This window comes from Kribbella amoyensis (assembly GCF_007828865.1).
Lineage (GTDB): Bacteria > Actinomycetota > Actinomycetes > Propionibacteriales > Kribbellaceae > Kribbella > Kribbella amoyensis.
Window position 1 is genome coordinate 703,131 of the sequence record NZ_VIVK01000002.1, and the last position, 13,615, is coordinate 716,745.

Genomic DNA, 13,615 nt, shown 5'->3' on the forward strand with positions numbered 1-13,615 from the left:
GAGTCAGTGCCTCCACTTGGGGGCATTCATCGGACCTGGGGGAAACAGCATGGTGAAGAAGTCATTGGCGGCGATGGCCGTGGTGGGTGCGCTCGCGGTGCCGACGGTCGCCCAAGCGGCCCAGGCGGCCCCAGCAGCACCGTCGTCGGCGGCCGTCGCGGACGTGCGGCTCGCCTGGGCGGGGGCCGGAAAGGTGCGGATCAGCTGGACCGAGCCGGCCGGTCGCGAGAACTCGATCTTCCTGAAGACGGCCGGGCAGACCGAGCGGATCGGCGTCACCTCGGCGACTGCGCCGAACGAGTTGATCGTGCCGATCTCGGCCCTGAAGCCGTCGCACGACCCAGCCTCGACAGCGCGGATCTACGTCGAGGATCCGAGTACGGCGGGCGCCTCGTCGGCGGCCTTCGACCGGTACGTTCGCGGCGAGACCGCGCTGGCGCCGATGATGACGGCCGGCGCGTTGCAGTGGCAGTTCGCGCCCGACACCGCGACCGACACGACGCCGAACGACCCGTTGGACGTCAGCGATCCCGGCCGGATCCAGCCTCGGCTCCTCCGGTCCGACGCGGGCCGCTGCGAGTCGGTCTCGCTCCCGGCCACGACCGGCCTGAGCGGCACCGTGCCGCGACAGCCCGGGGCGTACACCGCCGATCTCGTCCTCGCGAACGAATGGGGCGAGAGCAAGCTGGCGAGTGTGCGGGTCCGGACGTCCTCGACGACGTTCAGTACGCCGGCGGCCGGGGTCTACGGGGGCCGGCTGACGATGAGCGGCGCGATCTCGCTGCAGGAGCTCGCGCACACCGGCCCGGGGGAGTGCACGCTCCCGCCGGGGATGAACGGTCTGGGTGGACGCGAGATGGTGCTGCACGGCCGGAACAGCGCGACCAGCCCGTGGTACGTGATCGGCGTCGCCAAGACCGATGCCCAGGGCAAGTACACGTTCGTGATCGCCAACACCGGGGCGCGGGAGTACCGGGCGGTGCTCAAGGAAAGTGCCGGCGCCGGGCTGGCGAACTACCAGAGCATCAGCACCCCGAAGGTGACCCGGGCGATCCCGCAGGTGATCGAGGCGCGCTTCGTCGAGCCGGAGATCGCGCTCGGCCAGCAGCCGAACGCGACGGTGGTGGTGGCGCCGTACGGATCGCATCAGGTCGCGCTGCAGTTCAAGAACGCGAGTGGTCAGTGGCAGGGGCTGATGTACCGCACGCTGGTGGGGGGTGGTGCGGAGAGCGGGCCGTTCGCCTTCAACCGGGTGGGCACGCACCAGTTCCGCTGGTGGGTGGCCGCGTCGACCGGGAGCACCGGGCTGCCGGTCGACGCGGGGTACACCTATCCGTTCACGCTGACCGTGCGTTAGTCGGCCTGCTGGATGCCGGTGTGATGGCGTAGCCAGACAGCGCCGAGCGGGGGAACCGACAGCTCGGCGCTGCTGGCCATGCCGTGCCAGCCGGTGCCGTTGGCCTCCACGCCGCCGTAGTTGCCGACGCCGGAGCCGCCGAACTCGTGGGCGTCCGTGTTCAGCACCTCCTGCCAGTACCCCTCGAAGGGCAGGCCGAGGCGGTACCCGTGGTGGGGGACGGCGGAGAAGTTGACCACGCAGGCGAGCGTCGGGTCGCCCTCGTCGCCGAACCGGACGAAGCTGAAGACGTTGTTGGAGGCATCGTTCGCGTCGATCCAGGAGAACCGGTCGGCCGCGGTGTCGGTGCCCCACAGCGAGCGGGTCTCCCGGTACAGCGTGTTCAGGTCCTTGACCAGCTTGTGCAGGCCCTGGTGGTCGGCGTGGTCCAGCAGCCACCAGTCGAGCTCGCCCTTCTCGGACCACTCCGACTCCTGGCCGAACTCGCCGCCCATGAACAGCAGCTGCTTGCCCGGGTGCGCCCACATCATCGCCAGGTACGCGCGCAGGTTCGCCAGTTGCTGCCAGCGGTCGCCCGGCATCTTGCGCAGCAACGACCCCTTGCCGTGCACCACCTCGTCGTGCGACAGCGGCAGCACGTAGTTCTCGGAGTACGCGTACATCATCGAGAACGTCAGCTCGTGATGGTGGTACTGGCGATGCACCGGCTCGTGCTCCAGGTAGCGCAGCGAGTCGTTCATCCAGCCCATGTTCCACTTGAAGCCGAAGCCGAGTCCGCCCAGATGCGTCGCCCGGGTGACGCCGGGCCACGAGGTCGACTCCTCGGCGACGGTGATGACGCCCGGCACCCGCTTGTACAGGGTGGCGTTCATCTCCTGCAGGAACGAGACGGCCTCCAGGTTCTCCCGGCCGCCGTACTGGTTCGGCACCCACTGGCCCTCTTGGCGCGAGTAGTCCAGGTAGAGCATCGAAGCGACCGCGTCGACGCGCAGCCCGTCGATGTGGAACTCCTCGGCCCAGTACAGCGCGTTCGCCACCAGGAAGTTGCGGACCTGCGGCCGACCGAAGTCGAACACCAGCGTGCCCCAGTCGGGCTGTTCACCGCGACGCGGGTCCGGGTGCTCGTACAGCGGCGTGCCGTCGAACCGGGCCAGCGCCCAGGCGTCCTTGGGGAAGTGCGCCGGCACCCAGTCGACGATGACGCCGATCCCGGCCGCGTGCAGCGAGTCCACCAGGAACCGGAAGTCGTCCGGGTCGCCGAACCGCGAGGTCGGTGCGAAGTACGAGGTGACCTGGTAGCCCCAGGAGCCGCCGAACGGGTGCTCCATCACCGGCATCAGCTCGACGTGGGTGAAGCCCATCTCGTTGACATAGGCAACGAGCTCCTCGGCCAGCTCCCGGTACGAGCGGCCCTTGCGCCAGGACCCGAGGTGCACCTCGTAGACGCTCATCGGTTCCTTGTACGCCTGCCAGGACGCGCGCCGCTCGATCCAGTCCGCGTCCTGCCACTCGTACCGCGACTCGTGCACGACCGACGCGTTCGCGGGCGGCGTCTCGGCCAGGTTCGCCATCGGGTCCGCCTTCTGCCGCCAGACGCCGTCCCGGCCGCAGATGTCGAACTTGTACCGGGTGCCCGGGCCGACGCCGGGAACGAACAGCTCCCAGACCCCGCTGCCGCCGAGCGACCGCATCGGATGCGCGCGGCCGTCCCAGAAGTTGAAGTCGGCGGTGAGCCGGATGCCCTGCGCGTTCGGGGCCCAGACCGCGAACGACGTGCCGGTCACGGTGCCGGCCGGACCGTCGTACCGGCGGACGTGCGCGCCGAGCACGGTCCACAGTTCCTCGTGCCGGCCCTCGCCGATCAGGTGCAGGTCCATCTCGCCGAGCGACGGCAGGTAGCGGTACGGGTCGTCCACCTCGACCGCGGGCCCGTCGGTGTAGGTCACCTCGAGCCGGTAGTCGGGCACCTTGTCGACCGCCAGGACGCCGACCCAGACACCTTCGTACTCGTGCTCCAGCTCGACGCGCTCACCGTCGTACACCGCGACCACGCTGCGGGCGAACGGGCGCAGTACGCGCAACGTCACGCCACCGTCGCCGACGTGCGGACCGAGCACCTGGTGCGGATCGTGGTAGACGCCCGCGACCAGCCGTTCGAGCACCCCGCGCTCCACCGGCACCACCCGCGGCCCCTCGTCCTTCGCCCGTACCGCCGGCTCGCTCATCTCCGCCGACAAAGGCGTTCGCGCCTCGGCGTCGTGCTCCCTCGATCCCATGAACACATCCTGCCCGATCGATAGCTCGATGTTCCTGCTCCGGTACCCGAGTCGCCGATCACCACACAGAACCGGGCGCCGGGTCCGCTCTGTCGTCACCTCGCCACCGTTGGTACCGTGCCGCGCAAACGACGCCCGGCCCGAGGGAGCTCAGTGAACCAGCAACCTGTCTTCGACAAGCAGGACCAGCTCGACAAGGTCGAGGCCGGCCTGCTGCAGGGGGAGTCCGTGCTCGCGGTGTACGACGCGATCGGGGCGGGGACCGGGTTCATCGGCCTGACGAACAAGCGCATCGTCATCCAGGACAACTCGTTCGTCGGCAAGCGGACGGCGCTGACCAGCATCCCGTACCAGCAGGTGCAATCCGTGTCCTACGTGTCGGACAAGTCGGTACTCGGCAAGTTCGCGTCGTCGAGCACGATCGCCGTCCAGGTGGGCGGCGCGCTGCACGAGGTGCAGTTCCGCAGTCACGACAAGGCGGTGCACGCGCACAACATCGTGCTGTGGAACATCATGCGCTGAGCACCGGCCCCGGACGCTCCGCGCCGAGCGTCCGGGGATCGTCTATTCGGCCGCGCTGAGCTGGGCCGCGGCCGCCAGCGGGATCGGCAGCCAGGTCGGGCGGTTCCGGGCCTCGTACAGGGTTTCGTAGACGACCTTGTCGGCCAGGAAGGCGCTGAGCAGGACGCCCTGGTCGCGCGGGTCGGTGTTCGCGACCTCGGCGTACCCGTCGCAGAAGGCGTTGCGGTTGCGGTTCGCCCACTCGGCCGCGCGGTACGCGATCTGCTGGTCGCCGTGGTGATCGGAGAGCAACGACCGGGCCGCGTAGTCGAACGAGCGCAGGATGCCCGCGACGTCCTTGATCGTGGTGTCCAGCGCCCGCCGCTCGGGCAGCGACTTGGCCGGCTCCCCTTCGAAGTCGATCAGCTTCCAGCCCTCGATCGTGCGCAGCACCTGACCCAGGTGGAAGTCACCGTGGATCCGCTGCACCGGCACCGGTTGCCCGTACGCCGCCAGCGCGTCGAACGCCCGGCGCAACCCCGGGACGTACGGCTGCAGCTCGGGGATCTGCGCCGCGGCGTGGTCCAGCCGGCGCTGCATCGCCGCCGCGTGCTCGACCATCTGGCTCGGCTCCCACACGTCGGTGGGCAGCGCCTTCGCCAGCTCCGCGTGCACCTGGGCCGTACTCGCCCCGAGCCGGTGCGACTCACCCGCGAAGTCGCCGCCGACCTCCTCGGCGTGCAGGTCCGCCTCGGCGTACAGGTCCCGGACCGAGGTGGTCGCGTACGACCAGCCGTCGGTCGCGTTCTTCTGGAACGCCGTCATCATCGCCAGGTCACCGGTGTCGGTGCCACCACCGGCCCGCGGCCACGAACCGCGGGCCCAGCCGAGCACCTCGGGGACCAGCTCGGACCCCGCCTCGGTGAGCGCCGACTCGATCTCGACGCCGGGATTGCTCCCGGGCTCGAGCCGGCGGAACACCTTCAGCAGTGCGGTGTCGCCGAACACCAGCGACGTGTTGCTCTGCTCGACCGTGAGCACCAGCGACTGCGCGTCGTCCGGGACCACGATCGTGCGCTCCGGCGAGTGCACCGGATGGAACTCCAGCCCGTCCAGCTGCCGCCCGTGCGTCACCGCGTCCAGCCAGTACGGCGTCGCTTCCTTGTCGTGCAGCGCGTCGTACACCCAGACCTGGGCGTCGTCGAGATCCTGCTCGTCCCAGTCACCCACCAGCGCGTGACCGAGGTGCTCGGCCGGCGCCGGGTGATAGCTGAGCGGCATCTGGTACACGCGGATGGGGAACTCGGCGCCGGGCGGACCGGAGCAGTACACGAATCCGATCCGGACCGCGGGCCAGACGCCCTCGCCGGACAGCCACGCGGACGTGGCCATCGCGTCGACGCGGACGTCGTGTCCCTTCTCACCGAACCAGCGCTGGTTGGCACAGAAGGACTGGACCTGGTCCAGATGCGAAGTCACGAAGAGCTCTCCTCACGATCAGCCGGGTTCACCGGCAGACGGAACCAGTAGAAGCCGTAGGCGCCCAGGGTGAGCAGGTACGGCAGTTCCCCGATGGCCGGGAAGTGCACGCCGCCGAGCATCTCGATCGGCTCCACGCCCTGCCACTGGCGCAGGTCCAGCTCGATCGGCTGCGGGAACCGCGACAGGTTGTTGACGCAGAGCACCACGTCGTCGCCGAACTCGCGCACGTACGAGAGCACGCTCGGGTTGGAACCGCCCAGGTCCGTGAAGGTACCCATCCCGAAACAGGGGTGCTGTTTGCGGGTCTGGATCATCCGCCGGGTCCAGTGCAGCAGCGAGGACGAGTTCTCCATCTCGGCCTCGACGTTCACCGCCTGGTAGCCGTAGACCGGGTCCATGATCACCGGCAGGCTGAGCTTGCCGGGGGTCGCGGTGGAGAACGACGCGTTCCGGTCCGGCGACCACTGCATCGGGGTCCGGACCCCGTCGCGGTCACCGAGCCAGATGTTGTCGCCCATCCCGATCTCGTCGCCGTAGTAGAGGATCGGCGAGCCGGGCAGCGACAGCAGCATCGCGGTGAACAGTTCCATCCGGTTCACGTCGTTGTCGAGCAACGGCGCGAGCCGGCGGCGGATGCCGATGTTCGCCTTCATCCGCGGGTCCTGGGCGTACTCGCCCCACATGTAGTCGCGCTCTTCGTCGCTGACCATCTCCAGCGTCAGCTCGTCGTGGTTGCGCAGGAAGATGCCCCACTGGCAGGTGTCCGGGATCTCCGGGGTCTGCGCCAGGATCTCCGAGATCGGGAACCGCGACTCGCGCCGCACGCCCATGAAGATGCGCGGCATCACCGGGAAGTGGAACGCCATCTGGCACTCGTCGCCGCCGCCCTCGCGGTCACCGAAGTACTCGACCACGTCGGCCGGCCACTGGTTCGCCTCGCACAGCAGCACGCGGTCGCTGTAGTTGGCGTCGACCTCCTTGCGGACCCGCTTGAGGAACTCGTGCGTCCGCGGCAGGTTCTCGCAGTTGGTGCCCTCCTCCTCGAACAGGTACGGCACCGCGTCCAGCCGGAAGCCGTCCACGCCGAGGTCCAGCCAGAACTTCAGCGCCTCGATCATCGCGTCGCCGACGGCGGGGTTCTCGAAGTTCAGGTCGGGCTGGTTGGAGTAGAACCGGTGCCAGAAGTACTGGCCGCGGACCGGGTCCCAGGTCCAGTTCGAGGTCTCGGTGTCGACGAAGATGATCCGGGCGTCGGAGTACTGGTCGTCGCCGTCGGACCAGACGTAGAAGTCGCCGTACGGGCCGTCCGGATCGGTACGCGACGCCTGGAACCAGGGGTGCTGGTCCGAGGTGTGGTTCATCACGAAGTCGACGATGATCCGGATCCCGCGCGCGTGCGCGGCCTCCATGAACGCGGCGAAGTCGGCGATCGTGCCGACCTCGGGCATCACGTTGGTGTAGTCGGAGATGTCGTACCCGCCGTCCCGCAACGGGGATGGGTAGAACGGGGGTAACCAGAGACAGTCCACGCCGAGCCACTCGAGGTAGTCGAGCTTCTCGGTCAAGCCTTGCAGGTCGCCGATGCCGTCGGCGTTCGAGTCCTTGAACGACCGCACGAGGACTTCGTAGAAGACGGCCCGTTTGAACCACAGCGGGTCACTCTTCGTCAGTCCGTGGTGCTGCTCCGGCAGCATGTCGGTCACGCTCACCTCCATCGGGTGTCATCCCCTCGGTCCAAACCTAGCGGTACTGCGGGCTGCGGCCACCGGGGCTACCGGCGACGCGCGGGCGGACACCGCGCCGAGGGGTGCTCCGGTTCCCGTACCCGGTCGCCGGGCTTTCAAAAGGGGACCCGCAGCACGGCACTCCGAGGGTGTCCGTGGTGGGTGGTTGACGCCGTGGGAGGGGCGGCCCGGGCCGGCGTTCCGCCAAGTGTGACGGTGCTTTGCCAGTACAAGCAAATAGGCGCTCGGAGACCTTGACACGGCATCGATTCGTTATCTGATTCGCGTTGCTTTTCGCTCCGCCGGCCGTTGTTCTAGGGCACTTTTCGCGGCGTGGGACGGCTCAGCGGGTTCGCTCACCGCGGTTGCGCCCGATCCGTCCGGCCGCCTTCCGGCCACCGGACCGCAGCCGTCCCGCGCCCTTGCGGGTGGCGCCCCGGGCGTCCGCGACCCCGTCCCGCGGATCCAGCGCCTTCTCCTCGGCCGGCTTCTTCCCGACCGACCCTTGACCGGCCGGCTTCTTCCCGGAGTCCTCGGCGTTCTCCTGCACTCCGGTACCTCCTTGTTCGTGACGGTGGGTCCGGCGCCCGCGCGGCGCCGGACCCGAAACCTCAGCCGCCTAGACCCTGGCCCTGGCCACGGGACGACGGGCCGCCGTGCTGACGGCTCTGCTCGCCGGAGCCACCGCGCCCCTGGCCGCTGCCGGCCCGAGGAATACCGTCGCTCGCCAGCCGCATGGCGTGGTCGACCTCCTGCTCGTTCCCACTCCCGAGCACCAGCTGGTCGTCGGCCCCCTTGCCCATGCCGCTTTGGCGCTGGATGGATTTCCAGGTGTTGCCGTTGATCTCCTTACCGTGGTTCGGGACGGTGACCGACGTGCCCTTCTCGTCCTGCCAAACCTCGTGGCTGCCCTTGCCGCGATCCTTGAGCTTGGAGAAGCCGGCGTCCTTGAGCTCCTTCTCGGCATCCTTGCGTTTCTTGGGTGGAGTCATCAGCCGTTCACCTCGACGGTCACGGTGAGCTGCTCGGGCACACCGACCACGTCGGCGAGCGCGGCGATGGCCTCCTTGAGGTCTTCGATCGCGGCCTCGCGGGTAGCGCCTTCGCCGTTCGCGAACGACTTCGGCGTCAACGCCGCCTCGGCACTCCAGGTGCCGTTCTCGTCCTCGACGACGAGGAAGGAAACCGTGATGTCACGCTGCACTTCCGCCTCCTACTTCAGCTGCTCTGTTTGCCGGAGATCGTAGGTCGGCGCCGGGGTCAATCCCGGCGTGGCGGGGACTTGCGCGGTTTGCGGACGTACTTGGTGAATCCGGCGCGTTCGGCGTCGGCCTCGGTGCGGAACCAGACCTCGGGCTTGGTCCGGCCGTAGTACGGCGAATCGGGGGTGTGGAAGAGCATCGAGCCCGCGTTGCCCTTGATGGTGAAACCGTCCGGCGGTCCCTGGTGCGGAACGGCATCCGCGGACCCCGGGCCGTACTTGCCGGGCGGTACCTCGTCGGCCGTCGGTGCTTCCGCTGGAATGTCCGGGGGCACGTCTTCGAGCAGCTCGGCCGGGTCGTCGAACAACGTGGGCTCGGGCGTGACCGGTACCTCCATCCGCCGAGAGAAGACCGGTCGCACGACCTCTTCCCGCGCCGGCTCTTCCCGCGCAGGCGCCGTCGCCTCGGGTCGGGCGGCCGGCGCCGAGCCCGCGGCGATCCCCGCGCCGACGAGGACCTTCTCCTCCGCGGCCTCCTGGGCGACGGGCGCGGTCGGAGTCGGGTGGGGCCGGCGGTTGAGGAGGAACCAGGTGATCGCGGCGCCGAGCAGGAAGGCGAGCAGCTCCCATGGCCAGTTCTGCCGGAGCAGGCCGCCCATCACCGGGCGTTCCGCGACGGCGCGATGCGGTACGCGAGCCATGCGGCGGCGCTGCCGGCGGCGAAGGCGGCCAGTAGCAGGAACCACACCTGGGCGAACAGCCAACTCATCTCAGTCCTTACGGCACTCGAATCTCGACCCGGCGGTTGGCGATCCGGCCGGCGGCGGTCCGGTTGGACGCCAGCGGCAGCAGTTCGCCGTACCCGCGGCTGATCAGCCGGTCGGCCGGGATACCCAGCCGGACCAGGGTGGCCTTCGCGGTGTCGGCCCGCCGCTGCGACAGCGGCTTGCTGGTCGCCGGGTCCCCGAGGTTGTCGGTGTGACCGGCGATCTCGATCCGCGCGGTGGGGCAGCTGCGGATCAGCGCCGCCGCCCGCGGGAGCGAGGGCCGGGACGCCTCGTTGACGAGGGCGGTCCCGGAAAGGAAGACGATCTTGTTCCGGCTCATCAGCCGGGCCAGCCGGGTCTCGAACGTCCGGCACGCCTCGCTGACCGGCGGCTTGCCCGTCCCCGGCACCCGCAGCTGGTTGGCGATCACCGCACCCGGCGCGGCCTTCGCGGCGGCCCGGGCGGCGGTCGCCTTCGTGGCCTGGTCCGCGACCTGCCCGCTGAGCGTGACGGTCGAGCCGTCGTAGCTGACCGAGGCGTCGCCCTTCGCGGCGGACAGCGCGCGGACGAGTGCGGACAACGCCATCGTGCTGGGCAGCCCGGTCGCCTCGTCGACGCTGACCTGGTCGACGAACTCGGTGCCCTCGGGGAGCAACGAGTTCACGTCGGCCAGGACCGTCTCCTTGGCGGCCTGGTCCCGGACCACGGCCTGGACGGTGAATGTCGACCCGGTCCGCCGGACCGCGAAAGGCGCGATAGTCCGCTCGTCCGATGCCGTCGTCTGCGCCGGAGAGGATTGCGCCGGCGTGGACGGTACGGGCGTCGAGGTCGCCTGGGCTTCGGTGCTGCCGGTGTCCCGGTCGTCGGCGCTGGCGGCGCGCAGACCTTCGCCCTTCCAGGCGACCAGCAGCGTCGTGAGGACCAGCGGCACGATCAGCAGAGCGAGCAGCCAGACCACGCCGGGCCGCCGGGCGAGCTTGCTGCTCGCCGTGGCCGGAGTGGTGTCGGACCGGCTGTCGTCCGCGGATCCAGGCACTGTTCCTCCGTCGAGCGGTCAGGTGTGACCGTGCGCGGTGACACTACTCCGTTGAGCGCCTGCTCCGCACGTGAAACCACCGTGATGAGACCGCTCCGAGGTCCCGCCTGGCCGAGCGTCCGGAAACCGGGCTGCCGGGGTTGCCGGAGAAGCGAGAGATGAACGCGCGACCATTTTTATTTGTGTTGCTTCTTTTCTTAACCGCTCGTACTGAGTAGTGTGCGCTCTGTCCCTCTCCGCCCCCCAGGAGGAACAACTATGAGAATCCGTCCCCTCCCGACCCTGCTCGCGGCGATCGCGCTGCTCGGGGCCGGTGTGGTCCCGGCCGCCACCGCGGCCACCCCGTCCGACGCCGGCCGCTCCGGCCCGGACCTGGTCGCCGCCCAGCAGGACACCGGACAGCAGAGCCTGACTCCGGCGGCCGGCAAACACGTCGTCGGCTACTTCACCGAGTGGGGTGTCTACGACCGCAACTACCACGTGAAGAACATCAAGACGAGCGGGTCGGCGGCCAAGCTGACCACGATCGTCTACGCCTTCGGCAACACCACCGGTGGCAGGTGCTCGATGGGTGACGCCTACGCGGCGTACGACAAGTTCTACGACGCCGCCGGGTCGGTCGACGGCGTCGCGGACACCTGGGACACCGGTGCGCTGCGCGGCAACTTCAACCAGCTGCGCAAACTGAAGAAGGAGTTCCCGAACCTCAAGGTGGTCTGGTCGTTCGGCGGCTGGACCTGGTCCGGCGGCTTCACCGAGGCGGCCAAGAACCCGGCCGCGTTCGCCGAGTCGTGCCACGCGCTGGTCGAGGACCCGCGCTGGGCCGACGTGTTCGACGGCATCGACATCGACTGGGAGTACCCGAACGCCTGCGGCCTCAGCTGCGACGCGTCCGGGCCGGACGCCTTCGGCAACCTCGTCGGCGCACTGCGGACCAGGTTCGGCTCGTCCGCGTTGGTGACGGCCGCGATCACGGCCGACGGGACCGACGGCGGCAAGATCGACGCCACCGACTACGCCACCGCGGCGCAGAAGCTCGACTGGGTGATGCCGATGACGTACGACTACTTCGGCGCGTTCAACGCCCAGGGCCCGACCGCACCGCACTCGCCGTTGACGTCGTTCGACGGGATCCCGACGCCTGGCTTCCACAGCGACGCGGCGATCCAGAAACTGAAGACGAAGGGCATCCCGGCCTCGAAGTTGCTGCTCGGCATCGGCTTCTACGGCCGCGGCTGGACCGGCGTCACCCAGGCCGCGCCCGGTGGTACGGCGACCGGCGCGGCGCCCGGCAAGTACGAGGCGGGGATCGAGGACTACAAGCTGATCTCCACCCGGTGCCCGTCGAACGGCACGGCCGGCGGGACGGCGTACGCCTTCTGCGACGGGCAGTGGTGGGGGTACGACACCCCGGCCACGATCCGCGGCAAGATGTCGTACGCCAACGAGCAGGGTCTCGGCGGCGCCTTCTTCTGGGAGCTGTCCGGTGACACCGGAAACGGCGAGCTGATCACCGCGGTCAAGACCGTCGGCTGATCGGTCACCGGCCCGGTACCGATCCGGCGCCCGGTCCTCCTGACCCAAACTGGTCAAGGGATCGGGCGCTGGTCGTTGCGCCACTACTACGGCCGGCGTGGGATCGGCGGCCGTCCCGGCGTGCCGCGGGCGAAGCGGTGGCCGGAGTCGGACAGGTCGCATATGTGCCACCCGGGTCCGCGGGCTTTCCCTTGACTTGCCCTTCGCGGTTGAGCGTACTTGTGCTGCGCTGACCCGGTACGTGGATGGATGGAGGGGCTCCATGGAGAGGCTGCCGGACTCGTCGTTGATCATCGGTGTCGCCACGTCCACCGCCGAGCGGGTGCACCTGACCCGCCTGCTGAGCGGGGCCGAGGCGCTGCTGCTCGTGTCCAGCGCGGACCAGGCCCGCGCCTTCCTCGACCTGACGACCGCGGCCGGACCGGTCGGACCGGTTGCCGAGTTGGTCGCCCAGGTCGGTCCGGCGGACGAGGACGAGACCGACTACGCGGCCGACGTCGTCGAACTGCCGGCCGGACTCCGGCTGGACGACCAGCGCCGGGTGGTCCGCTGGAAGGACCGCGAGGTCCCGCTGACCCGGCTGGAGCACGACTTCCTCACCTGCCTGGTCCGGCATCCCGGCCAGGTCTGGACGTACCAGAAACTCCACCACGCCGTCTGGGGCAACGAACACCTCGGCCACGGCTCGCACATCCACTCGGTGGTGAAACGCCTCCGCCAGAAGCTCGCCGAACTCGGCGCCGCCGTCACGATCCACGCGGTCCGCGGCGTGGGCTTCCACCTGCTCCCCGCGGCCTGAGTCACTGCCCTGGTTGGGTCTGGACGCCCTCGGGCAGCAGGAGGACGGAACCGACGAGGAACGCCAATGCGCCGATCGACGTCGCCGCGTTCGCCACGGTCGCGTCGGCGAGCGCACCGGTCGAGGGCAGCACGTACGCCGCCAGCGCCGAGACGCCGAACGCCACACAACCGAAGAAGTTCACGCTGACGATCGCGCCTTCGAGGGTCCACGCCGGCAGCCGCCGAAGACCTCCGGCGACCTCGACGAAAGCGAGATACCCCGCGACCAGGAAGCAGACCGACCCGACCGCGTCCGGCCGCCACACCAGCGGGTCGTACGAGGACGAGTCGAGCGCGGTACTCAGCGCCCGGAACGTGGTGACGTTGAAGTAGACGGTGCCGATCAACTGGATCCCGCTGCTCCACCAGTCGATCCGCCGGGGCTCCCAGCGCACCAGGCGGAATCGGCGAGTCCGATGTCCGACGGGACCACGATCCGCGTTGACGGTCTCGAGCCACTGCAGCGCGGCCGCCGTGGTGAAGAAGACGGACCCGACGAAGAAGACCATCCCGTCCGCGTCCCCGCCGACCAGTTCGAGGAAGAACGGCAACGGCGCAACGACGAAGCAGAGCGAGCCGATGGCGAAGAGGATCGCGATCCACCAGGACGCACGATGCGGGGCCCAGAGCAGGTGGTCCCCGTCGGCCCGGGCGCGCGACAACAGCGAGGCGTGCTTGCGATGCGCCCGCGAACTCCACCGAACCCGGGAACCGTCGGGCCGCACGTAGGTGACCCGGGTCAGGAACGGACCGGCCGACCGTCTCTCCACGGCAGCGGACCCGGGCGGCGGCAGCGGGTACTGCGTCATCGGCGACCTCCCCCCTGGATTCCACGCCCACCAGGTCGTCCGGGGATCACCCAGGAAGGATGAGACCGACCGGCTGCCCAGATCTG

13 protein-coding genes are annotated in these 13,615 nt (G+C 69.5%); 4 read left to right on the top strand and 9 right to left on the bottom strand.

Annotated elements, in window-relative coordinates; translation table 11 throughout:
• Window positions 1–49 precede the first annotated feature (49 nt).
• Window positions 50–1,357 (top strand): hypothetical protein, encoded by a 1,308-nt coding sequence (locus tag FB561_RS33485; protein WP_145814029.1) that lies wholly within the window; start codon window positions 50–52, stop codon window positions 1,355–1,357.
• On the opposite strand, the gene glgB is transcribed toward FB561_RS33485, so the two are convergent.
• Window positions 1,354–3,633, bottom strand: a complete 2,280-nt coding sequence (gene glgB, locus FB561_RS33490; protein ID WP_145814030.1) for a 1,4-alpha-glucan branching protein GlgB — start codon at window positions 3,631–3,633, stop codon at window positions 1,354–1,356. The genes FB561_RS33485 and glgB overlap by 4 nt on opposite strands.
• Before the next feature lie 153 nt (window positions 3,634–3,786).
• On the opposite strand from glgB, the gene FB561_RS33495 reads away from it, so the two are divergent.
• Window positions 3,787–4,155, top strand: coding sequence for a PH domain-containing protein (locus FB561_RS33495; protein WP_145814031.1), 369 nt, complete (start codon window positions 3,787–3,789; stop codon window positions 4,153–4,155).
• 42 nt (window positions 4,156–4,197) lie between these two features.
• On the opposite strand, the gene FB561_RS33500 is transcribed toward FB561_RS33495, so the two are convergent.
• From FB561_RS33500 to arfA, 7 genes are all read right to left on the bottom strand, one after another.
• The gene (locus FB561_RS33500; RefSeq protein ID WP_145814032.1) at window positions 4,198–5,613 is read right to left on the bottom strand and encodes a maltokinase N-terminal cap-like domain-containing protein; all 1,416 of its coding nucleotides are present in this window, start codon (window positions 5,611–5,613) and stop codon (window positions 4,198–4,200) included.
• Window positions 5,610–7,331 carry a maltose alpha-D-glucosyltransferase gene (gene treS, locus FB561_RS33505; protein WP_145814033.1) on the bottom strand — a complete coding sequence of 574 codons (1,722 nt, stop codon included), beginning with the start codon at window positions 7,329–7,331 and terminating at the stop codon, window positions 5,610–5,612. Before treS ends, FB561_RS33500 begins: the two co-directional genes overlap by 4 nt.
• A 352-nt stretch (window positions 7,332–7,683) precedes the next feature.
• Window positions 7,684–7,890, bottom strand: a complete 207-nt coding sequence (locus FB561_RS33510) for a hypothetical protein (RefSeq protein ID WP_145814034.1) — start codon at window positions 7,888–7,890, stop codon at window positions 7,684–7,686.
• Between the two features lie 61 nt (window positions 7,891–7,951).
• On the bottom strand, window positions 7,952–8,332 hold the full coding sequence (locus tag FB561_RS33515) for a type II toxin-antitoxin system HicA family toxin (protein ID WP_145814035.1): 381 nt from the start codon (window positions 8,330–8,332) through the stop codon (window positions 7,952–7,954).
• Entirely contained in the window at window positions 8,332–8,544 is a 213-nt protein-coding gene (locus FB561_RS33520; RefSeq protein WP_145814036.1) for a hypothetical protein, read from the bottom strand. The genes FB561_RS33515 and FB561_RS33520 overlap by 1 nt, the downstream gene beginning before the upstream one ends.
• A 56-nt stretch (window positions 8,545–8,600) precedes the next feature.
• The gene (locus FB561_RS38385) at window positions 8,601–9,242 is read right to left on the bottom strand and encodes a sunset domain-containing protein (RefSeq protein WP_202880986.1); all 642 of its coding nucleotides are present in this window, start codon (window positions 9,240–9,242) and stop codon (window positions 8,601–8,603) included.
• Window positions 9,243–9,318: 76 nt separating this feature from the next.
• Window positions 9,319–10,344 carry a channel-forming protein ArfA/OmpATb gene (gene arfA, locus FB561_RS33530; RefSeq protein ID WP_145814037.1) on the bottom strand — a complete coding sequence of 342 codons (1,026 nt, stop codon included), beginning with the start codon at window positions 10,342–10,344 and terminating at the stop codon, window positions 9,319–9,321.
• Window positions 10,345–10,602: 258 nt separating this feature from the next.
• Here arfA and FB561_RS33535 point away from each other — a divergent pair, with 258 nt between their 5' ends.
• A complete protein-coding gene (locus FB561_RS33535) occupies window positions 10,603–11,880 on the top strand; it encodes a glycoside hydrolase family 18 protein (RefSeq protein ID WP_145814038.1) in 1,278 nt (425 codons plus the stop codon).
• A 262-nt stretch (window positions 11,881–12,142) separates the two neighbouring features.
• On the top strand, window positions 12,143–12,679 hold the full coding sequence (locus tag FB561_RS33540; protein WP_145814039.1) for a winged helix-turn-helix domain-containing protein: 537 nt from the start codon (window positions 12,143–12,145) through the stop codon (window positions 12,677–12,679).
• Window position 12,680: 1 nt separating this feature from the next.
• Here the strand turns inward: FB561_RS33540 and FB561_RS33545 are convergent, their stop codons facing one another.
• Window positions 12,681–13,529, bottom strand: coding sequence for a hypothetical protein (locus FB561_RS33545; RefSeq protein WP_145814040.1), 849 nt, complete (start codon window positions 13,527–13,529; stop codon window positions 12,681–12,683).
• Between the last annotated feature and the right edge of the window lie 86 nt (window positions 13,530–13,615).

Bases quoted from the DNA above. Each gene is read 5' to 3' on its own strand.
- glgB (WP_145814030.1), bottom strand. From the start codon at position 3,633: ATGGGATCGAGGGAGCACGACGCCGAGGCGCGAACGCCTTTGTCGGCG.
- FB561_RS33545 (WP_145814040.1), bottom strand. From the start codon at position 13,529: ATGACGCAGTACCCGCTGCCGCCGCCCGGGTCCGCTGCCGTGGAGAGA.
- FB561_RS33540 (WP_145814039.1), top strand. From the start codon at position 12,143: ATGGAGAGGCTGCCGGACTCGTCGTTGATCATCGGTGTCGCCACGTCC.
- FB561_RS38385 (WP_202880986.1), bottom strand. From the start codon at position 9,242: ATGGCTCGCGTACCGCATCGCGCCGTCGCGGAACGCCCGGTGATGGGC.
- FB561_RS33485 (WP_145814029.1), top strand. From the start codon at position 50: ATGGTGAAGAAGTCATTGGCGGCGATGGCCGTGGTGGGTGCGCTCGCG.
- FB561_RS33535 (WP_145814038.1), top strand. From the start codon at position 10,603: ATGAGAATCCGTCCCCTCCCGACCCTGCTCGCGGCGATCGCGCTGCTC.
- FB561_RS33515 (WP_145814035.1), bottom strand. From the start codon at position 8,332: ATGACTCCACCCAAGAAACGCAAGGATGCCGAGAAGGAGCTCAAGGAC.
- treS (WP_145814033.1), bottom strand. From the start codon at position 7,331: ATGGAGGTGAGCGTGACCGACATGCTGCCGGAGCAGCACCACGGACTG.